The 19,867-nt window shown below is 76.2% G+C and carries 13 protein-coding genes; 11 read left to right on the plus strand and 2 right to left on the minus strand.

Translation table 11 applies throughout. From position 1 onward, the window contains the following. The first annotated feature begins 97 nt into the window (after positions 1-97). From C9F11_RS13595 to C9F11_RS13630, 8 genes are read left to right on the plus strand one after another with little or no spacing between them, the layout of a single operon-like run. Complete coding sequence (locus C9F11_RS13595; RefSeq protein ID WP_138959542.1) at positions 98-1,279, plus strand: glycosyltransferase family 4 protein; 1,182 nt, start codon at positions 98-100, stop codon at positions 1,277-1,279. Beyond that, the gene (locus tag C9F11_RS13600) at positions 1,276-2,013 is read left to right on the plus strand and encodes a class I SAM-dependent methyltransferase (protein ID WP_138959543.1); all 738 of its coding nucleotides are present in this window, start codon (positions 1,276-1,278) and stop codon (positions 2,011-2,013) included. The genes C9F11_RS13595 and C9F11_RS13600 overlap by 4 nt, the downstream gene beginning before the upstream one ends. Continuing rightward, positions 2,010-6,527: an alpha-(1->3)-arabinofuranosyltransferase gene (locus tag C9F11_RS13605; protein ID WP_138959544.1), complete on the plus strand. Its 4,518-nt coding sequence runs from the start codon at positions 2,010-2,012 to the stop codon at positions 6,525-6,527. Before C9F11_RS13600 ends, C9F11_RS13605 begins: the two co-directional genes overlap by 4 nt. Next, on the plus strand, positions 6,524-7,864 hold the full coding sequence (locus tag C9F11_RS13610; protein WP_138959545.1) for a condensation protein: 1,341 nt from the start codon (positions 6,524-6,526) through the stop codon (positions 7,862-7,864). Before C9F11_RS13605 ends, C9F11_RS13610 begins: the two co-directional genes overlap by 4 nt. Continuing rightward, positions 7,861-8,625, plus strand: a complete 765-nt coding sequence (locus C9F11_RS13615) for a class I SAM-dependent methyltransferase (RefSeq protein WP_138959546.1) — start codon at positions 7,861-7,863, stop codon at positions 8,623-8,625. Before C9F11_RS13610 ends, C9F11_RS13615 begins: the two co-directional genes overlap by 4 nt. A 16-nt stretch (positions 8,626-8,641) precedes the next feature. Then, on the plus strand, positions 8,642-9,553 hold the full coding sequence (locus C9F11_RS13620; RefSeq protein ID WP_138966444.1) for a hypothetical protein: 912 nt from the start codon (positions 8,642-8,644) through the stop codon (positions 9,551-9,553). Further along, the gene (locus tag C9F11_RS13625; protein WP_138959547.1) at positions 9,550-9,783 is read left to right on the plus strand and encodes a Trm112 family protein; all 234 of its coding nucleotides are present in this window, start codon (positions 9,550-9,552) and stop codon (positions 9,781-9,783) included. Before C9F11_RS13620 ends, C9F11_RS13625 begins: the two co-directional genes overlap by 4 nt. A 49-nt stretch (positions 9,784-9,832) precedes the next feature. Beyond that, complete coding sequence (locus tag C9F11_RS13630) at positions 9,833-10,435, plus strand: hypothetical protein (RefSeq protein ID WP_138959548.1); 603 nt, start codon at positions 9,833-9,835, stop codon at positions 10,433-10,435. A gap of 16 nt (positions 10,436-10,451) precedes the next feature. Here C9F11_RS13630 and C9F11_RS13635 read toward each other — a convergent pair whose 3' ends face one another. Further along, positions 10,452-11,333, minus strand: coding sequence for a hypothetical protein (locus C9F11_RS13635; protein WP_249401717.1), 882 nt, complete (start codon positions 11,331-11,333; stop codon positions 10,452-10,454). A gap of 733 nt (positions 11,334-12,066) precedes the next feature. On the opposite strand from C9F11_RS13635, the gene C9F11_RS13640 reads away from it, so the two are divergent. Beyond that, positions 12,067-13,527, plus strand: coding sequence for an acyl-CoA synthetase (locus C9F11_RS13640; RefSeq protein WP_138959550.1), 1,461 nt, complete (start codon positions 12,067-12,069; stop codon positions 13,525-13,527). Between the two features lie 137 nt (positions 13,528-13,664). Here C9F11_RS13640 and C9F11_RS13645 read toward each other — a convergent pair whose 3' ends face one another. Further along, the gene (locus C9F11_RS13645) at positions 13,665-17,402 is read right to left on the minus strand and encodes a S8 family serine peptidase (protein WP_249401718.1); all 3,738 of its coding nucleotides are present in this window, start codon (positions 17,400-17,402) and stop codon (positions 13,665-13,667) included. A gap of 228 nt (positions 17,403-17,630) precedes the next feature. Here C9F11_RS13645 and C9F11_RS13650 point away from each other — a divergent pair, with 228 nt between their 5' ends. Further along, positions 17,631-18,017, plus strand: a complete 387-nt coding sequence (locus C9F11_RS13650) for a CU044_2847 family protein (protein ID WP_138959552.1) — start codon at positions 17,631-17,633, stop codon at positions 18,015-18,017. After that, positions 18,014-19,852 (plus strand): trypsin-like peptidase domain-containing protein, encoded by a 1,839-nt coding sequence (locus tag C9F11_RS13655; RefSeq protein ID WP_138959553.1) that lies wholly within the window; start codon positions 18,014-18,016, stop codon positions 19,850-19,852. Before C9F11_RS13650 ends, C9F11_RS13655 begins: the two co-directional genes overlap by 4 nt. The last annotated feature ends 15 nt before the right edge of the window (positions 19,853-19,867 follow it).

Consider the following 19,867-nt stretch of genomic DNA (forward strand, 5'->3'; position numbering starts at 1 on the left):
AGCACCACCCGTCCGCCACCACAGCCAGGAAGAGCGCCACCGCACTGCCGTCCGATCCCCCCACAGTTCCGCACCCTGAGACGAGTTGGAGCACCCCATGCCCCAGCACGTGCCGTCGTCGCTGCGCCCCGCCGCCCAGCGGCCCGCGCGGCTCCTGCCGGCGCTTCCCCCGCAGCCGCGCCGGATCGCCTTCCTCGCCCGCCGCGATCTCGGCAACCCCGCGGCAGGCGGCTCCGAACTCCTCGTCGACCGCCTGGCCGACGGGCTGACCCGCGAGGGTCACCAGGTCACGCTGCTGTGCGGCGGACCCGCCGCACACCGCGACTACCGCGTGGTGTCGGCGGGCGGCGACCTGGGCCACTACCTGCGCGCCCGCTCGACCTACCGCCGCCGGATCGGCGGCAGCGACCTGCTGGTCGAGGTGTGCAACGGCATGCCGTACCTGGCGCCCCTGTGGCACCGCGGCCCCACCCTCTGCCTGGTCAACCACGTCCACACCGAGCTGTGGGCGATGCGCTTCCAGGGCCCCCTCGCCCCGGCCGCCCGGCTCGGGCGCAGGCTCGAACACTGGGCGCTCGCGGGCGCCCAGCGCGGCAATCTCCTGGTCGCCGTCTCGCCCTCGACGGCCACCGCCCTGCGCGACCTGGGCGTCGACCGCGACCGCATCCGCGTCGTGCACAACGGCGTGGAGGAGCCCGGACCGCTGCACGAGCGCTCCGACGAACCGCTCTTCCTCGCCATGGGCCGCCTCGTCGAGTACAAGCGCGTCGATCTGCTCCTGCGCCTGTGGGAGCAGGTCCGCCCGGTCACGGGCGGGCGGCTCGTCATCGTCGGCGAGGGCCCCGAGCGGGCCCGCCTGGAGCGGATGGCGGGCCCGGACGTGCAGTTCACCGGGCACGTCTCGGAGGCCGAGAAGCACCGGCTGCTGTGTGCCGCCTGGCTGCTCCTGCACCCCTCCGCCGTCGAGGGCTGGGGCCTGGTCATCACCGAGGCCGCGGCGCGCGGCACGCCCGCGATCGGCTTCGACGTACCCGGCGTACGGGACTCCGTCGAGGACGGCGTGACCGGTCTGCTCGCGGGCGGCGAGAGCTCCTTCGCCGCCGCCTGGTGCACGCTCGCGCTCTCCACCGAGCGGCGCCGGGCGTTCGGCAAGGCCGCCGCCGAGCGCGCCGCGCAGTTCCGCTGGGCCAACACCGTGCGGCAGTTCGCCGCGGTGGCCGCCGAGGCCGTCGCCGCGCACGAGCCGCCACCCGCGCCACGTCCCGAGGGGTCCGGGTGAAGGATCCCTCGCTGCGCCGCTCCGCGACCCTGTTCCGGGCCTTCCTGCGGGAGCGGCAGGAACCGGAGCGCTGCTACGCGCTGCTCGCCCGGGACGCCGCCGACCAGGTCGAGCGGTATCTGCCCGTCAACGGCAAGGTGGTCGTGGACGTCGGCGGCGGCGCGGGCTACTTCACCGAGGAGTTCCGCAGACGCGGCGCGCAGGCGTTCCTCTTCGAGCCGGACCTGCGGGAGCTCGGCGCCCGGGACGCGAGCGGCGCCAAGCCGCCCGAGGGCGCGGTGGTCGCGGACGGCTATCTGCTGCCCGTGGCGACCGGCGCCGCCGACGTCACGTTCTCCTCCAACGTCCTGGAGCACGTCGCCGACCCGCAGACCTTCCTCAGCGAGCTGGTCCGGGTCACCCGGCCCGGCGGGCTGATCTACGTGGCGTTCACGAACTGGCTGTCCCCGTGGGGCGGCCACGAGTGGGCGCCCTGGCACTACCTGGGCGCCGAGCGCGCCCGCGCCCGCTACGAGCGGCGCACCGGCACGCCCGCCAAGCACACGCTCGGCGTCAATCTCTTCGCGCACCACATAGGACCCACGCTCAGACAGGTGCGGGCGCGCGACGACGTCACCGTCGTCTCCGCGCGCTCGCGCTACTGGCCGTTCCTCGCCGAGTCCGTGGCGAAGGTACCGGGCGTGCGTGAGTTCACGACCTGGAACCTTCTCCTCATCCTCAGGCGGTGTCCATGACCACAACGGTCCAGGCCCCTCCCCCGGCCGCGACGCGGCCGACGGCGCGCCGGCCCGAACCCGAGCACGGCCCGCGCCGGCGGCGCTGGCTCGCCGGGTTCTGGGCCGTCACGCTCGTGTGCTTCCTCGCGGTGAAGCCGGGGCGGATGACGTTCGACACCAAGCTGGGTGTCGCCGTCGATCCATGGCAGTTCCTGTCCGACCTCGGTCAGCTGTGGCACGACCGGGGCGGCTTCGGGGGCCTCCAGGACCAGTACATCGGGTACGCCTTCCCGATGTTGCCGTACTACGCGCTCACCGACCTGCTCCAGCTGCCGGTGTGGATCGCGGAGCGGCTGTGGTTCTCGCTGATCGTGACGGCCGCGTTCTGGGGCGCGCTGCGGCTCGCCGAGCGGCTCGGCATCGGCAGCCGCGGCTCGCGGCTGCTCGGCGCGGCGGTGTACGCGCTGTGGCCGACGTTCACCGTGGTGATCGGCTCGACGTCGGCGGCGGCGCTGCCCGGCGCCTTCCTGCCGTGGGTGCTGCTTCCGCTCACCAACGACCGCGTGACCGCGCGGATCGCGGCGTTCCGCTCGGCCCTCGTCATTCCGTTCATGGGCGGCGTGAACGCGGCGTCGACGCTGGCCTCGCTGCTCCCGGTCGCGCTGTACCTGCTGTCGCGCCCGAACGGGCCGCGCAAGCGCAAGCTCATCACCTGGTGGGTGCCGGGCGTCATCCTGGCCACCGCCTGGTGGGTGGTGCCGCTGCTGCTGCTCGGCGTCTACGGCGAGAACTTCCTTCCGTACGTGGAGAACGCGGCCACCACGACCGGCACCATGTCGGCCACCGAGGCGCTGCGCGGCGCCGGGAACTGGGTGGCGTACCTGCACTTCGGCGACGCCTGGCTGCCCGCGGGCTGGACGGTGGCGACCTCCGTGGTCACCGTCGTGTGCTCGGCGCTCGCGGCCGGGCTCGGGCTCGCCGGGCTCGCCCGCCGCGACCTGCCGGAGCGGCGGTGGCTGACCCTGACGGTCCTCTCGACCGTCCTGGTCCTGCTCGCCGGGTACGGCGGCGCCTCCGGCGCGCTCTTCCACGGCACGGTGCAGGACTGGCTCAACGGCTGGCTGGTGCCGTTCCGCAACATCTACAAGTTCCAGACGGGCCTCGCGCTCGCCCTCGCCCTCGGTCTCGCGCACCTGGCGGCCGTGGTGAGCCCCGCGCGCGGCGCACGGGCCCTGCCCGGGCGGCGGTACGCGCCCCTGATCGCGGCCGTCCTGGTGCTTCCCGGTCTGCTGTGGCCGTATCTGAACGGCTCGATCCTGCAGCCCGGCTCGTTCAAGAAGCTGCCGAACCACTGGCAGGCCACGGCCGACTGGCTGGACAAGTACTCGCCGGACTCGCGCGCCCTGGTGGTGCCCGCGTCCGCGCACGGCATCTACACCTGGGGCTCCCCGATCGACCAGCCCCTGGACGTGCAGGCCGAGTCGCGCTGGGCCCAGCGCGACTACGTGCCCTTCGGCACGCCCGGCAACCGGCGCGCCATGGACGCCGTCGAGCAGGCCCTGATGACGGGCAGTCAGGTCCCGGGCCTGAAGGACTACTTGACGCGGGCGGGCCTGTACTACGTGGTCGTGCGCAACGACCTCGACCCGGACCAGATCGGGCACGTCCCCACGGCGACCGTCAAGCGCACCCTGGAGCAGTCCGGCTACACGCGGGTGACCGGCTTCGGCCCCACCCAGACCGGCGGACGGATCGCGAACGACACGCCCGTGCAGGTCGAGGGCCTGTACCCGCGCCAGCGCGCGGTGGAGATCTACACACCGGGCAAGGACACCCCGCGGCCCGGCCAGGCGGGCCTGAAGCCGGTGTCCAACACGGCCGTCGTCAGCGGCGGCCCCGAGGCGCTGCTCCCGCTGTCCGCCGATCCCCAGCTGCGCGACCGCCCCGTGGTCCTGACCGGGGACAACCACCCCGGCCTCGGGTCCGCGCCCGGGCTCCAGGCGGTCGGTGACGGCCTGCGGCGCGCGGACACGCGGTTCGGCCTGGTCAACACCAACACCTCGTACACGTACACCCGCGACGAGCGGAACGCGCCGGACGCGCTCCAGGATCCGGGCAGGAAGCCGCACCAGATCCTGCCGACCAAGGGGATCGAGCACCAGACGACGGCGGAGCTGCGCGGCGCGAAGTCGGTGACGGCCTCCTCCTACGGCAACTGGCTCTTCCACCTGCCGCAGTACGACCCCGTGAACGCCTTCGACGGCAACCCCGGCACGGCCTGGACGGAAGGCAACCCGGGCAGCCCCGACGGCGAGTGGATCAAGGCGGAGTTCCGCAAGAAGACGGCCGTCCCGGCCTCGTTCAAGGTGACGCCGCTGCCCCAGGACGGGGTGCGGGCGGCCCCGACGCGGGTGCGGGTCGAGACCGAGAAGGGCAAGAAGGACTCGTTCCTCAAGGCCAACGGCACGACGCAGCGCGTCGCCGCCGTGCCGGGCGACACCGACTGGATCAAGATCACCATCCTGGACTCCCAGGTGGCCACGGAGGGCCTGACCGGCGCCGGGTTCGCGGAGATCAGCATCCCCGGCGTCCAGGTGACCAAGCTGCTGCGGATGCCGAACGACGTGAAGGGCACGGAGGGCGCCGACGCCGACGCGACGACGTACTCCATGCACCGCTCGGCCGACCTCAGCGGTCTGTCGCCCGTGACCTCCGAGGCGGGGCTGCACCGCCGGTTCACGACCGAGGGGCAGGACACGTACGACGTGCGGATGAGCGCCGTCGCCGTGCCCGGGTCCAAGCTCGACGAGCTGCTCTACGACGTGGCTCCCGACCAGCGCCAGCAGATCCGCGCCAGCGCCGACTCCACGTCCGGCCTGGGCACGGGCCTGTCCGCGCGCAATCTGACGGACGGCGACCTGACCACCGCGTGGATCGCGGGGGACACCCCGGTGATCCATCTGCGCTGGCCCGGCAAGGTGCCCGTCGGTGAGATCGTGCTGCCCCCCGCGGGCGGTCTGTCGACGCGGGCCCAGAAGATCGAGATCAGCTCGCCGGACGGCGCGGCCGTCGCCGGGGTCGACGAGAACGGCATGGCGCGCTTCACGCCGATCACCACCGACCGGCTCGACATCACCATCACCGAGACCGCGCCGCTGACCCTGCACAACCCGGTCGCGGACGAGAAGCTCCAGCTGCCCGTGGGTCTCACCGAGGCGTACGTCCCGGCGCTCGACCAGTACCGCACCAAGCAGCCGCGGGCCGGGCGCACCTTCGAACTCGCCTGCGGCCAGGGCCCCGAGGTGGCCGTCGACGGCAAGCTCTACCCGACCTCCGTGAAGGGCACCGTGCGCGACCTCGTGCAGCGGCGGCCCGTCGAGGTCACGCTGTGCGAGCGCGGCGAACGGAAGCCGGAGCCCCGGCCCGAGGTGAGCCTGGGCGCGGGCGAGCACACCGTGGAGGCCGGTGACGCGGGCCCGCTCAAGCTCACCGACGTGACACTGACGCGTGGCACGCCGGGCGACCTCGACACGACCGCGCGCGACCTGCGCGTCAAGGACTGGCTCGGCGACCGGCGCGAGCTCGCCGTCGGGGACGGCGCGGCCGCGTACCTCACCACGTACGAGAACGTCAACGACGGCTGGAAGGCCACCCTGAACGGCGAGGAGCTGCGCGAGGTGCGGCTCGACGGCTGGCAGCAGGGCTGGCTGATCCCGGCCGGCGAGGGCGGCACCGTCAAGCTCAGCTACGAGCCGTCGACGGCGTACGAGGCCGGGCTCATCGGCGGTGGCGTCGGCGTCCTCGCGCTCGTGGTGCTCGTGTTCGTGCGCCGCAGGGACGCCAACCCGGACGGCCCCGACCTGGCGCCGCCCGCGCCCGGCGTGGTCCTCGGCACGGTGGCCCTGACCCTGGTGGCCGTGGTCGTCGCGGGCTGGTTCGCGCTGCTCGTGCCCGCCCTCGCGGTGCTCGCGTGGCGGCGGCACCAGCTGCTCGCGCCGCTGGCCTTCGTCGCGCTCACCGGGGCGGGGATCGCCGCCGCCGTCGGTGCCGGGGAGACGGTCGCCGCGGACGAGGGCGCCTTCGGGCACGCGGCCCAGATCATGGCGTTCATCGGCCTGTTCGCGGCCCTGGTGGCGGTGCGGGAGGCCACCCCCGCGGGGGCGGCGGGGCCGGGCGGAACGCCCGTGCCCGGTCGGGCCGCGCCGCCCGCCGCGCCGCCCGCGGGGCCGCCGCGGTCACCGGCGGCGGTCCCGGCAGCGGCGCCGGGCGCCGGACCCGCGGGCGCCGGGGCTTCCCCGGGCGGTGACCCGCTCGCGAAGCCCGCCCCGGCGCCGGGCGGTGACCCGCTCGCGAAGCCGGCACCGGGCCCCGGCCCGTCCGCGCGGCCCGCCGGGCCCTCGGACAGCGACCCGTCGGCGACGACGCTGCCGCTCGGCCCCGACCGCGACGCGGGCACCCCGCCGCCGCTGCCGCAGCGGCACCCGGAGCCCGGCGACGGCACGGAACAGCAAGGGAAGGACCACCGGCCATGACCGCGCTGGAACACCCGGCCCGGCCCGCGGACGGCTCCGGCCGTCCGCGGCGCCGGGTGCCGTTCCCCGTCGTCGACGAGGTCGCCCGGCACTGCCTCCAGGAGGAGGAGCCGGAGACCGTCCACATCGAGGTGCACCTGCCGGGCGCCCCGGACCCGGACCGGCTGCGGACGGCCTTCACCGCGGCGCTGCGCCGCCATCCGCGCATCCTCATGCGGGAGGCGCGCGGCGCCTGGTACCGGCGCCGCTACGAGTGGGAGCTGACCGAAGGACCCGACGTGGAGGTCGTCACCTTCCCCGAGGCGCGGGCGGACGGCCTGCGGCGGGCCCGGGAGCGGGCGCTGTGCGACGCGCCGCCGCTGACCGCGTCCCCGCCGGTGCGCCTGGAGGTCGTCGCCGCACCGGAGTCGAGCGGCAGCGTGCTGTTCCTCACCATCAACCACACCGCCCTGGACGGCCCCGCCTGTCTGCGCGTCCTCGCCACGGCCGCCGAGCTGTACGGGGGCCGGGACAACGCGCCCGCCGCGCCCCCGACGCGCACGCCCGCCACCGCTCCGGCGGCGGACGCGCCGGAGCTGCCCTCGCCGTGGACCCCGCCCGCCCGCGTCGCCCACGGGGCGCCCGAGCCGTCGGCGGGCAACGGCATGCTGGTCGCGGAGCTGCCGGTGCCGCGCCGCCCCAAGGGCTCGCCGTTCACCGTCAACGACCAGCTGATGATCGCGACCGCCCTGATGATCGCCCACTGGAACCGCGAACACGGGGCGAGGCCACGGCCGTTGCGCATCACCATGCCGGTGGACGACCGCCCGCGCGACATGTCGATGCCCATCGGCAACGGCACCCGGCTCGTCGAAGTCCCCTTCGGCGCCGACGAGCTGACCCCGCTGCTCGACGCCGAGCCGCGCCCCGAGGACGTCCGTACGCTCCTGCGCCGCACCTCCGACCGCACCCGGGCCCTCAAGGCCCTGTCCCGGCCGCAGCTCGGCCACGGCGCGACCCTGCTCACCGCGCCGGTCCTGCCGGTCGGGGTGCGGGCGGCCGTCACCCGGGGGCTGCGCAGGGCCGCCGCGCCGTGGACGTCGACGACGCTGCTGAGCAACATCGGCCGGATCCCGTACGCGCTCGACTTCGGGGACGCCGGGGCGGCGCACGCGGTGTGGTTCTCGGCGCCCGCCCGCATGCCGCGCGGCCTGACCGTGACCACCGCGTCCACCGCGGGCCGGCTGCACCTGGCCCTGCGCTGGTCCCGGACGCTGCTCGGCCACGGCGACGGCGCCCGTCTGCGCGACCTCTTCGAGCACTACCTCCACGTCACCGAGGAGGAACCCGCCCCATGACGACGACCGGCACGACAGGGGCCGCGGCGCGGCCCGCGCCGAAACGCCCGCACGGCCTGCGGGACTTCTACGAGAACCCGGCCGTCCCCGTCGCCTCCGGTGACGCCCGCAGCCTGCGGCAGGCGCGGATGCTCGCCGCCGCGCTCGGCCCCGCCACGCGCGGCGCCCGCGTGGTCCTCGACGTGGGCTGCGGCGACGGCTCCGCCGCCCGGGTCGCGGCGCCCCTGCTCGCCGGGCACCGCGTCATCGGCGTCGACTGGTCCCAGGACGCGCTGCGCCGCGCGAGCGGCCACCTGCCGTACGTCGTGCGCGGCGAACTCACCGACGGCGGCCTCCCGTTCGCGTCCGGCACCGTCGACGCGGTCCTGTTCAGCGAGGTCGTCGAGCACCTCGTCGACCCCGACTCGGCCCTGGACGAGCTGCGCCGCGTGCTGCGCCCCGGCGGCCACCTCATGCTGTCCACGCCGAACCTCGCCGCCTGGTACAACCGCGGGCTGCTGCTCGCCGGGGTGCAGCCGGTGTTCTCCGAGGTGAGCCTGCGCGCCATCCACGGCCGCCCGGGGCGCGAGGTCGTCGGGCACCTGCGCCTTTACACCGCCCGCGCGCTGCGGGAGTTCGTGGCGGCCTCCGGCTTCGACGTGGTCCGGCTCGCGGGCGCGCCCTTCCACGGCGTGCCCCGGCCGCTGCGGGCCCTGGACCGGCTCGCCTGCGCCGTACCGGGCGCCGCCTCGATCCTGCTGCTGCACGCCCGGAAGGCCTGAGCCCATGTGGGTGGGTGTGGTGGCGGCGCTGCTCGCGAACGTCCTGTACAGCACCGGTTTCGTCCTGGAGAAGCGGGCCCTGTCCGCGATGCCTTCGGTGAGCGTGCGGGCGCCGCTGCGGCTGCTCGGGCAGGTCGTCTCCAGCCCGCTGTGGCTCGGCGGCTCGCTCGCCCTCGCGGCGGGCTTCGGCGCGCAGCTCGCCGTCTACCGCACGCTGCCGATCGCCGCCGCCCAGGGCATCTTCGTCTCCGGCCTCGTCCTGCTCCTGCTGCTTTCGTCGCGGCTGCTCGGCGAGCGGACCTCGGGGCGCGAGCGGATCGCCGTCGGCGCGATCCTGGTCGCGCTGCTCATGGTGGTGCTCTCCCTGGACGAGGGCGCCGACACCGTGGGCAAGGACGCCCCGGTGGCGCTGGTCCTGCTGGTCAGCCTCCCGTCGCTCGCCCTCGGCGTGTGGCTGTACGCGAACGGCGAGCGCCGGGCCGGACAGCTCCACCGGCAGCCGACGTCGGGCGTGGAGTACGGCGTCGCCGTCGGCCTCCTGTACGGCGTCAGCTCGCTGGCCATCAAGGGCGTCTCCAGCTCGCTGACGACGCACGGCATCGGCGGCGCGCTCCTTGACCTGCTGCGCTCGCCGTACCCCTATCTGCTGCTGTTCACCGGCGCGTTCGGCCTGGTCATGTCGCAGGCGGCGCTCCAGCGGTGCCGGGCCTCGCTGATCGTGCCGGTGTGCACGACGGTGACGAGCCTGTTCACCGCGGTGCTCGGCACGCTCGCGTTCGGCGAGGCGCTGCCCCACGACCCGGCGCGCCTCGCGCTGCGCGTCGCGGGCACGGCCCTGGCCGTGACGGTCCTGCTCGTCATGCCCAAGCACGACGCGCCGCCCGCCGCCCACACCCCCACGCCTCCCAAGGAGCTGACCTCAGGATGAACCCCGACGACCCGCTCCTGAAGATCCTCGCCTGCCCGCTGGACAAGGGGCCGCTGGTGCTCGTGCTGCCCGAGCGGTCCGACCCGGCGGAGGTGGACCAGGCCCTGTACAACCCGCGCCTGCGCCGCCGCTACCCCATCGTCGACGGCATTCCGCAGCTCCTTCCCTCCTCCGGCGAGCAGGTCACCGAGGAGGAGCACGAGCGGCTCCTGACGCAGACCGCTCCCTGAGCCGGGGCGCGGAGGGGCCGTCCGCCCCCCGGCCGGGCGATGGGCCACGATGGTTCCCATGCCCTCAAGCCCCTCCGCGCCCTTCACCCCGCTGGACTTCCAGCTGGTGCTGCTGCGCCGCATGGCCGACCACAACCCGGACCTCGTCGAGGACGCCCGGCACGCCCTCGGCGTCTCCATCGGCGAGATGCGCGAGGCCAACCGGCGCTGGCAGGCGATGGTGCGCTCCCCGCGGTCGCGGGCCGCCGTCTCCCGCTACCGCTCGGTGCTGGGCGAGCCGGAGGCCACCGCCCGGCGCACCATCGGCGACCTGGAGTGCGAGGCCCTGCTGTGGCCGGTGCCGCTCTGGCCCGACCTCCGCTTCGAGGTGCTGCTCGGGCCGCGCAACGCCGTCTGGAACGAGTGGCTGGTCCGGGCCCCCGGCGCCGCGCCCCCCGCCCTGCGCGCGCTCGCCGACCTCACGCCCTGGTCCTGCACGGTCGACGAGGCCGCCCGCGCCTTCGCCCCCGCGCGGCCGATGGAGGGCACGGCGCCGACGCGGTGGCGGCTCGCGTTCAGCGCCGCGGACGGGGAGACCGGGCGGCCGCGCGCGTGCGTGGCGGAGTTCACCTGGGGCCTGTTGCAGCGCGTCTCGTACCCCGAGGGCCCTTAGCGGGGCCCCGGCCCGCTCACTGTCCGGCCGCCTTCACGATCAGCTCCGCGACCACCGGCAGGGACTCCGGGTGGACGTCGAGGAACAGGTTCGGCTCGATCAGCTCCAGCTCCATCACGTGCGGCGCGCCGTCGTCGCCGTCGACCAGGTCCACGCGGGCGTACAGCAGCTCGGGGGCGCCGGGCACGGCGGCCAGGGCGCGCTCGGCGAGGGCGAGTTCGGCGTCGGTGGGCTGCCAGGCGCGGACGTCGGGGTGCGAGGTCTTGTCGGCGTCGTACGCGGTGCCCGGGGTGAGGACGGCGCCCTTGCGGATGGCGTGCCGGTAGTGGCCGCCGAAGAAGATCAGGGCGCGCTCGCCGGTGGTGTCGATCCGGCTCATGTAGGGCTGCACCATCGCGGTGAGGCCCTCGGCGTCCAGGCGGGCGAGGTGGGCCCGCGCGGCCGCGTGCTCGCCGGGGCCGTAGCGCCCCGCGAGGTGGGAGCCGCCGCCGACGGTGGGCTTGATGACGAACTCGCCCGCGGGCAGGTCCGGTTCCGCGCCGGACCCCGGGGCCGCGTACGCCGTCGGCACGGTCGGCACCCCGGCCGCCGTCAGCTCGCCCAGGTACCGCTTGTCGGCGTTCCAGCGCACGACGTCCGCCGGGTTGGCCAGCCGCGTCACCGAGGCGACGTGCCCGGCCCAGGCCGTGAACTCGGCGACGTGCTCGATGTAGTCCCAGGTCGAGCGTATGAGAACGAGGTCGTACGCACCCCAGTCGACGTCCGGGTCGTCCCAGTGCGCGACCCGCGCGGTGGCGCCCGCCGCGCCGACGGCACGCGCGAGGTCCGGCAGGTCGCGGTCCACGGCGCCGATGTGGTCCTGGGGCCGGAAGGTGGCAAGGGCGACGGCGAGGGCCACGGGCGCTCTCCTCGGGTACGGGGGCCCGGGGCGGGGCACCATGGAGCCGGACGGCGGGGGCCGCAGGCTAACCCGCCCCTCCCTCGCCGGGAAAGCGCATTTCCCACGGTGGCTCCGCGGGCCCCCGGCCGGGGGCTTGGGCCGGTGGGGAGGTGGATAGGTTGGCGGGGGAAGTGATCGTGGTGTCGGAGGGCGGCGAGGGGGAGCGGTGCGGGGTGAGCGCGGGGCCGTGCGTGCGGCGCTCCCCCGCGCCGCGCGCACACGGACCGGCCCTCCTCCACGGGCGCGGGCTGCCGCCTCGTCGGCCCCGCGCCGCGCGCACACGGGCCGGACGCCCCGCGCGCCGGGCCGACCGGCCGCGCCCGCCGCGCCCCGCGCACACGGCCCCGCGCCGGACGCCCTGCGCGACGCCGCACGCGGACACGGGCCGGGCTCCCGGCGCTACGCCGCACGCGGACACGGGCCAGGCGCCCGGCGCTACGCCACACCGGGGCACGCACCAGCCGCCCCGCACCACGCCGCACCCCCACCCACACCCCCACCCGCACGGGCACGGGCACGGGCACGGGCACGGGCACGGGCACGGGCCGGAAACCCCGTGTCCCGCGTCCGCGGAGCGGACCCCCCCCGGCCGGCGGGCCGGTCTGCCGATCGCTGCGACACCACGCCGTCGGTGGCGCAACTCCCTCATCAAGCCGCCGTGCACACGCTGAGCACCTACGGAGGACGACTCGTGGAACCCGAACCCCTCATCCCCGCCCTCACGGCGCCGGGCGACGCCCCGGCCCTGCGGTTCGGCGACCGGGCCCTGAGCTACGCCGAACTCGGCGCCGCGGCGGGCACGTTGGCCGGGCGCATCGCCGACGCGGGCGCGGCCCGCGTGGCCGTGTGGGCGACCCCCACCCTGGAGACCGCCGTCGGCGTGGTGGCGGCGCTGCTCGCCGGGGTGCCCGCGGTGCCGCTCAACCCCAAGTCGGGCGAGAAGGAGCTGGGGCACATCGTCGGGGACAGCGCGCCGTCCCTGGTGCTCGCGGGCCCGGGCGACGAACTGCCCGGGGCCCTCGCGGGGCTTGACCGCGTCGACGTGGACCCGGCGGCGGACGGGCCCGCGCCCGCCGCGCCCCGGGAGGTGTCGCCCGACGCCCCCGCCCTCGTCGTCTACACCTCCGGCACGACGGGCCCGCCCAAGGGCGTGGTGCTGCCCCGCAGCGCGCTCGCCGCCACCCTCGACGCGCTCGCCGACGCCTGGCAGTGGACCGGCGACGACGTCCTGGTGCACGGCCTTCCGCTGTTCCACGTGCACGGCCTGATCCTCGGCGTCCTCGGGCCGCTGCGGCGCGGCGGATCGCTGCGCCACCTCGGCCGGTTCAGCACGGACGGCGTCGCCAGGGAGCTGGCCGCGGGGGCCACGATGCTCTTCGGCGTGCCCACGATGTACCACCGCGTCGCGGAGGCGCTGCCCGACGAGCCCGGCCTGGTCAAGGCCCTCGCGGGCGCGCGGCTCCTGGTGTCGGGCTCGGCGGCGCTGCCCGTGCACGACCACGAGCGGATCGCGTCGGCCACGGGGCGGCGCGTCATCGAGCGGTACGGCATGACCGAGACGCTCATGAACACCAGCGTCCGCGCGGACGGCGAGGCCCGCGCGGGCACCGTGGGCGTGCCGCTGCCCGGCGTCGGGCTCCGCCTCGTCGACGAGGCCGACCGGGAGGTCCCCGCGGAGCCCGACGCCGTCGGCGAGATCCAGGTGCGCGGGCCGAACCTCTTCACCGAGTACCTCAACCGGCCCGACGCCACGGCGGCCGCGTTCGCCGACGGCGGCTGGTTCCGGACCGGGGACATGGCCGTGCGGGAGCCCGACGGGTACGTCCGCATCGTCGGGCGCAAGGCGACCGACCTCATCAAGAGCGGGGGGTACAAGATCGGCGCCGGGGAGATCGAGAACGCGCTCCTCGAACACGACGGGGTGCGGGAGGCCGCCGTCACCGGGGAGCCCGACCCCGACCTGGGCGAGCGGGTCGTCGCGTGGATCGTCCCCGCGGACCCCGGGCGGGTGCCGTCCCTGGACGAGCTCGCCTCCCACGTGGCGGACCGGCTCGCCCCCCACAAGCGCCCCCGGGCCCTGCACGTCCTCGACGCCCTGCCGCGCAACGACATGGGCAAGATCCTGAAGCGAGCCCTGACCTCGGCCGGCTGAACCGCCCGTCGTCTGCCGCCCACCCGCCCCCGAGGGGGCGGGTGGGCGGCAGACGACGGCGCTGGACCGAGCCGATCCAGCCCGTCCGGCGTTTGAGGACGAGGCGCGGAGCGCCGATGGCCCGGGATCCGGGGCGGCTAGCGCACGCCCACGCCGCGCAGGATCTCCTGGGTGACCGACCCGCCCCGGTCGTCCGAGGCGGAGCCCCGCAGCGACACCGCGGCAGCACCTCGCGGCACCCGCAGCTTCCCGCTCCAGGACGCCCCGTCCCTCCGCAGCCGGACGTCCGTCCACGAGGCCCCGTCGTCGTAGGACACCTCAAGGCGCGCGGAGCGGATGGCGCCCGGGGCGGCGGCACCCCGGACGTAGGCGGCCGAGAGGCCCACCGGCAGCGCCCGGCCTCCCCGCACGTCCCCGTACAGGTCGGTGTCGACGTCGAAGCCGAGGTTCAGCACGGGCAGGACGGTCCTGCGGTCGGCGGGGGTGCGGGCGGAGCGGACGGTCCACTCGGCGTGGCCCTTGGTGGCCAGGCGCCACCGCTCGGCGGAGAGCGTGGTGTCGGTCACGACCTTGTACGTGCGCTCCTCGGGCGCGGCGTCCCACACGTGGACGCCGGAGCTCTGCCGCCGGTCGACCAGCTCGCCGTCGGCGTAGACGGCGCTGACCTGCGTCATGGAGTCGTCGTTCCACACGTCGCCGAAGCCGGTGTGGTCGGGCCCGGAGTCGCCCCAGCCGGGCACGTTGAAGGCCAGGTCGTCGCCGGTGCGCTCCTGGCCCCAGCCGAGCCCGGAGCCGAGCCACGGGTGCCAGACGGGCTTGAACCAGTTCAGCGCGGTGTGCCTGCCGCCCCGGTAGTCGACGAGCCCGCCGCGCTGCTCCAGTGCGGTGGGCCCGGCGTGGACGGTCTCGTGCCACAGGCGGCCCTTGCCGGAGGCGACGTAGTCGGTGCGCTCGGCGGGGTACGCGATCTTCTCCAGGAAGCCGAGGCCGACGGGGAAGGTGTCGGTGAGGGAGTAGCGGAACTCCCCGCCGGGCGTGGCCTTGCGCGCGGGCGCGTGGAACGCGGCGTCCACGACGGCGAGTTCGCGCGTGCCCGGCGCGTAGGTCAGCGGCCGGTCCGGGACGGCTCCGGTGAAGCCGTCCTCCAGGTCGTAGACGTAGGGCGTGTAGGGGGTGCCGGTCGTCTCCAGAGTGCGGCCCGCGCGCGCGGCGGCGAGCAGCCGTGCCCCGTCGGCGGCGTCGACCGTGGCGATCGTCAGGGGCCGGTCCGCGTTGTCGTCCGTGCCGAACCAGGCGTTGAGGCGGCCGGGCACGCCGTCGGTGACGAACAGCGCCTCGGCGCCCGCGTCCTGGGCGGCCCGGGCGAGCGCGGCGGGCGTGGGCTGCCCGGCGGCGCCGGTGCGGCGCACGACGGCGGCCTTGCCGCGCGCGTCCCCGCCCGCGTACGCGCCCGGGGTGCCGTCCCCGGCGTCGAAGGCCTTCAGCCGGACCCGGCCCTCGGGAACCGTGCCGCCGGGCTGCGCGACGGCCGCGCCGACGCCCTCGACGTCGAGGACGGGCTTGCCGAGGCGCCAGACGGTGCGGTACGCGAAGGCGCCCTGCCGCACCTTCGGGGTCGGTGCCGCGAAGACGCTGTCGTACCTGACGGGCACCTGCACGGCGCCCTGGTAGGAGGAGCCGTTCGCGGTGCGGGCGGCCTCCATGAGCAGTTGCCGGGTCTCGGTGCGGCGCGGGACCTTCGCGGTGATCTCCCGCAGGTCGCGCGCGTCGAGGGTGACGGTCCTGTCGCGGTCGAGGGTGACCTCGGGCGCGGCGAGGAAGCCGAGGCCGAGGGAGTCCGCGCCGTGGGCACCGCGCACGTCGAGGAAGGAGGTCAGGGAGTACGCGCCGGGCTTGAGCCGCAGCTTCAGCTCGCCGGAGGCGCCGACCGCCGCCGGGGTGGGGTCCGCGCCCTCGGCCAGCGGGTGCACGACGACGTCGGCGCCGGTGGGGGCGCCGTCGCGGTCCTTGACCCGCAGCGTGAGCGTGTACCGCTCCTCCTCCTTGACCAGGCCGAACGCGGTGTGCGCGACGCGCTTGCCGCCCGCGCTCGCGACGATGCGGCCGCTGGTGTTGCCGACGGGCGCCCGCGCCCCGTCGCCGGTGACGGTGGTGGCGGCGGTGCCGTGCGCGGGCACCGTGAGCTTCTCGTCGGCGAGCGTGACGACGCCTTCGGCGGCGCCCTCCGCGGCCAGGCTCAACTCCACCGGTTCGTCGGACGCGTTGGTGTACGTCACCGTCCTGCGCACCGGCTTGTTGCCGTCGTACGGCCACGCGTAGAAGCCGAGGTCGGCGGCGCCGGTCGCGGTGACCTTCGCGCCGATCGCGGACGGCACGTCCACGCGGCCCGCGCCGAGCGTGTACGCGGACGCGTCGAGCTCGTGCGAGGTGGACATCAGGGCGTCCTTGAGCCGCTGCCCCGACCAGTCGGGGTGGCGCTCGGCGAGCAGCGCGGCGACGCCGGTGACGTGCGGGGTCGCCATCGACGTACCGCTCATCGTGGTGTAGTCGCCCTGTCCGGGCGTCAGTCGGGAGCGGGCGGCGAGGATGTCCACGCCCGGGGCGGACAGGTCGGGCTTGAGGGCCCGGTCGCCGTGGCGGGGGCCCTGGCTGGTGAAGTACGCGGCCTCGTCGGCGGAGTCGACGGCGCCGACGGTGAGCGCGGAGTCGGCGGCGGCGGGCGAGCCGATGGAGGAGGGCGCGCCGGTGTTGCCCGCGGCGACCACGAAGAGGGCGCCGGTCTCCTCGGTGAGGGCGTTGACGGCGGCGGCCATCGGGTCGGTGCCGTCGCTGGGCTCGCTCGAACCGAGGCTCAGGGACACGATCCTGGCGTCCACGTCCCTGGCGGCCCACTCCATCCCGGCGACGATCTGCGACTCGCTGCCGAAGCCCTCGTCGCTGAGCACCTTGCCGACGGCGAGCTCCGCGCCGGGCGCGACGCCCTTCTCCTTGCCGTCGGACGCGGCGCCGCTGCCGCCGACCGTGGAGGTGACGTGGGTGCCGTGGCCGCCCCGGTCGGCGACCTCCTCGCCGGGGACGAAGCTCTTCGTCGCGCCCACGCGGCCCTTGAGGTCGGGGTGGGTGGCGTCGACGCCGGTGTCGAGGACGGCGACCTTCACGCCCTTGCCGGTGAGCCCGGCCTGCCAGGCCTCGGGGGTGCCGATCTGGGCGTTGCTGGCCGCCATGTCCGCCCGGACCCGGCCGTCGAGCCACACCTTCGCGATGCCGCCGCCGAGGGTGCGCGGGGCCTTGCCGCCGCTGGTGACGCTCCGCCAGAAGGCCGTTCCCGGGGCCGCCTTGAGCGCGGCGCCCCGGATGCTGCGCAGCGCGCGGACCTGGCGCGTGCCGCGCGGCGCCGCACGGACGGCGGGGGCGTCCTTCTTGTACGTGACGATGAGCGGAAGGCCACCGGAGGCGGCCCCGCGTGCTCCCCGGCGGGCGCCGGCTCCTTGGCGCATCAGCTCCGACACGTCGAAGAGGCGCTCGTCCAGGACGCCCGCGCGCAGATAGGGGCGGGCCTCGTCCGGTACGACGGTGACGCGGCCGTCGACGACGCGCGTGCGCACGGCGCCGCTCGCGCCGCGCGGGCGGTCGACGGTGACGGTCTGCTTGCCGTGGCCGAGCCGGGTGACGGTCACCTCGTCGCCGGTGACGAGGGTGACGGTGGACTGCCGTGCGGGCGCGGCCGGTTGGGGCGCCCGGGGGCCGGGCCCCGGTGCCGCCGCGGCGGAGGCGGCGGTCAGGCCCGCGGGCAGCAGGGCGAGGGCGAGCCCGGCGGGCAGGAGTCCGCGGCGGGCCTTTCGGGGGCGGCGGGCTTGACGGGGTCTCGGTCTCAAGGCGACCTCTCTTCGTCGGCACCACATGCGGGTGGCGCCCGGGGCGCGGGGGCCCGCGAGCGATGCGGCAAGTGTCAGTCCGCTTGTGTTGCGGGAGAGTTGCGCGGGCCTGGCGGGAAGCTGCCAGGGCGGCTTTCCGCCAGCGGGGACGTCCGCCAGAATGTGGGCTCGGAGACCGAGCAGCGGGCCGCGTTGGGCCCGCGTGACGACGGGGGCTGCATGGGCGGTATGGACGGTGGGTTGGTCGAGTACACGACGAACAGCGGCGCGCGGGTGGTCGTGGCGCTCGACCCCGACGACCTGGACGGCGTCCGGCTCGTCTCGCGCGGCGACGGGCCCGCGCAGGCCGCCCGCACCTTCGAGGCCACCCTGGACAGCGCGCGGGCGGCCGCCGAGTCGGCGCTCCAGGTGTTCCGCGACGGCACGCTCAAGCCGGACACGGTGGAGATCGAGTTCGGCGTGCGGATGACGGCGGAGGCCGGGGCGGTGCTCGTGAAGGGCTCCGCCGAGGGCCATCTCCTGGTGCGGCTCTCCTGGTCACCGGAGAAGGACCCCGCGCCCTCGGGCCCCGCGTCGGCCCCCGCCCCGCGCCCGGAGTCCGCCGCCACCTCATGAGCAGCGCGTCCTGGCACGCCCGGGTGGAGTGCGGCCGCGAGACGGGCGCGGGCTTCCTCGTCTCCGACCGGCACGTGCTGACCTGCGCACACGTCGTACGGGACAGCGCGCGGGCACCGGTCGCCGTCGCCTTCCCGCACCGCGGGGACCTCGGCGCGGTGGCGGCGGAGGTCGACGCGCACGGCGGCTGGGCGGGGCGCGGCACCGACCCGGGCGACCTCGCCGTCCTGGAGCTGGCGAGGCCGGTGCCGATCGCGCCCGCGGGGTTCGCCGGGCCCGACGACGCCTACGCGGAGCCCCGGCCCCGGCTGGTCGCGTACGGCTTTCCCCGCGGGTACGAGGAGGGCACCATCGCCGAGTACCGCGCCACCGCCGCCCAGTTGATCGCCGACGAGTGGATCCAGCTGGAGGCCTGGAGCGCCCACGGGCAGCCGCTCGCGCCCGGCTTCAGCGGGGCCGCCGTGGCCCTCGCGGACAGCGGGCTCGTCGTCGGCATGGTCTCGGCGGCGGCCGGGGCCGCGGGCGTGCGCACGGGCCGGATGCTGCCCGCGCACGTCCTGGCCCGCTACTGGCCCCGCCTCGCCGGGCTCGTCCCGGCCCCGCCGCGGCCCGGCACGGACCCGGCGCGCCTGCGCGACCTGGTGGACCGGGCCGAGCGGGCCGGGGCGGCCCTCGCCTGCGCGCCGGAGCGCCTCTACCGGGAGGCGGTCGGCCCCCTCGGCCCGCCACCGCCGCCCGACGGCTTCCCTTCGCTGTGGTCGGCGGCGTGGTACGTACTCTCGGAGGTGGAGGTGCCGGGCGCGGCGGCCCGCTTCACGGAGTCCCTGCGGGCCCTGGTGGAGCCGTCCGTTGAGGCGGCGGGCCTCTCCGGGCGGACGGCCGCGCCCGTCCCTGAGGCCGTGGCCGTGGCGGGCGAGGCGGTGCGGGCCCCGGGGCCGGTGGGCGTGCGGGAAGCGCCGTGCGTCCCGGCCCCGCCAGCCGCGCCCGCCCCCTCGCCCGCGCCCGCCCCGGCGGGCCCCGGGGCGCGGGACCGGGCCGTCTGGTCGCCCATCCTCGTGGAGCTCGCGCGCAGCGGGGCCGGGGACGACCAGGTCCTGGTCGAGGTGTCGGCCTGCCGGGACGGGCGCAGGCACCCCGTGGGCTCGCGGACGCTCGCGCGCGGGCGGGTGCGCCGCCAGGTGCAGGAGCTGATCGAGGAGGCCTTCGGCAGGCTCCCCCTGGACGCGGCCGAGCTGATCGCCTTCGTCCTGCCCCGCGAGTGGCTGAACGAGCCCGTGGCGCACTGGGCGCGCAGCGCCGACGACCCCACGCCGCTCGGCTGCTCGTACCCGCTGGTGGTCACCGACAGGGCGCGGCGCGCGGGCGGTCTGCGGCACCAGCTCGCCCGCAAGTGGGAGCGGCTCGACGCCAAGGCCACCACGACCGTGCACCGGGTGGACTGCGCCGCCGGGGAGAAGCCGAACAAGCTGCGCTTCCGGCTGCGCCACGACGAGGCCGACCTGGCGGGCTTCGCCGCGCCGCCGAGGTCGCCGCGGCTGCGCCCGCACTTCGAGGCGTCCCTGAACGCGCCCGCGCCGGTGCTGCTCTGGCCGCGCACGGGCTGCGCGCACGACGGCGGCGACTGCACGGGCGCGGCCTTCCTCGACCAGCTCGCCGCCCATCTGTCCCGGCTCCCGCCCGCCGAACTGCCGCGCCACGTCCTGGAGTTCCGGGAGGCCGCCGACGCGGCCGACGAGCCCGACCGGCACTGGGCGCGGGACATACAGCTGCTGTGGGACGACCCGCGCTGCTTCCCGGACGCCGCGCCCGCCCCGCTGCGCTCCCCCGTCGCCTGACCGCCCGCCCCCTAC

Source organism: Streptomyces sp. YIM 121038 (assembly GCF_006088715.1).
Taxonomy (GTDB): Bacteria; Actinomycetota; Actinomycetes; order Streptomycetales; family Streptomycetaceae; genus Streptomyces.

Bases quoted from the DNA above. Each gene is read 5' to 3' on its own strand.
- C9F11_RS13595 (WP_138959542.1), top strand. From the start codon at position 98: ATGCCCCAGCACGTGCCGTCGTCGCTGCGCCCCGCCGCCCAGCGGCCC.
- C9F11_RS13605 (WP_138959544.1), top strand. From the start codon at position 2,010: ATGACCACAACGGTCCAGGCCCCTCCCCCGGCCGCGACGCGGCCGACG.
- C9F11_RS13610 (WP_138959545.1), top strand. From the start codon at position 6,524: ATGACCGCGCTGGAACACCCGGCCCGGCCCGCGGACGGCTCCGGCCGT.
- C9F11_RS13615 (WP_138959546.1), top strand. From the start codon at position 7,861: ATGACGACGACCGGCACGACAGGGGCCGCGGCGCGGCCCGCGCCGAAA.
- C9F11_RS13625 (WP_138959547.1), top strand. From the start codon at position 9,550: ATGAACCCCGACGACCCGCTCCTGAAGATCCTCGCCTGCCCGCTGGAC.
- C9F11_RS13630 (WP_138959548.1), top strand. From the start codon at position 9,833: ATGGTTCCCATGCCCTCAAGCCCCTCCGCGCCCTTCACCCCGCTGGAC.
- C9F11_RS13650 (WP_138959552.1), top strand. From the start codon at position 17,631: ATGGACGGTGGGTTGGTCGAGTACACGACGAACAGCGGCGCGCGGGTG.
- C9F11_RS13655 (WP_138959553.1), top strand. From the start codon at position 18,014: ATGAGCAGCGCGTCCTGGCACGCCCGGGTGGAGTGCGGCCGCGAGACG.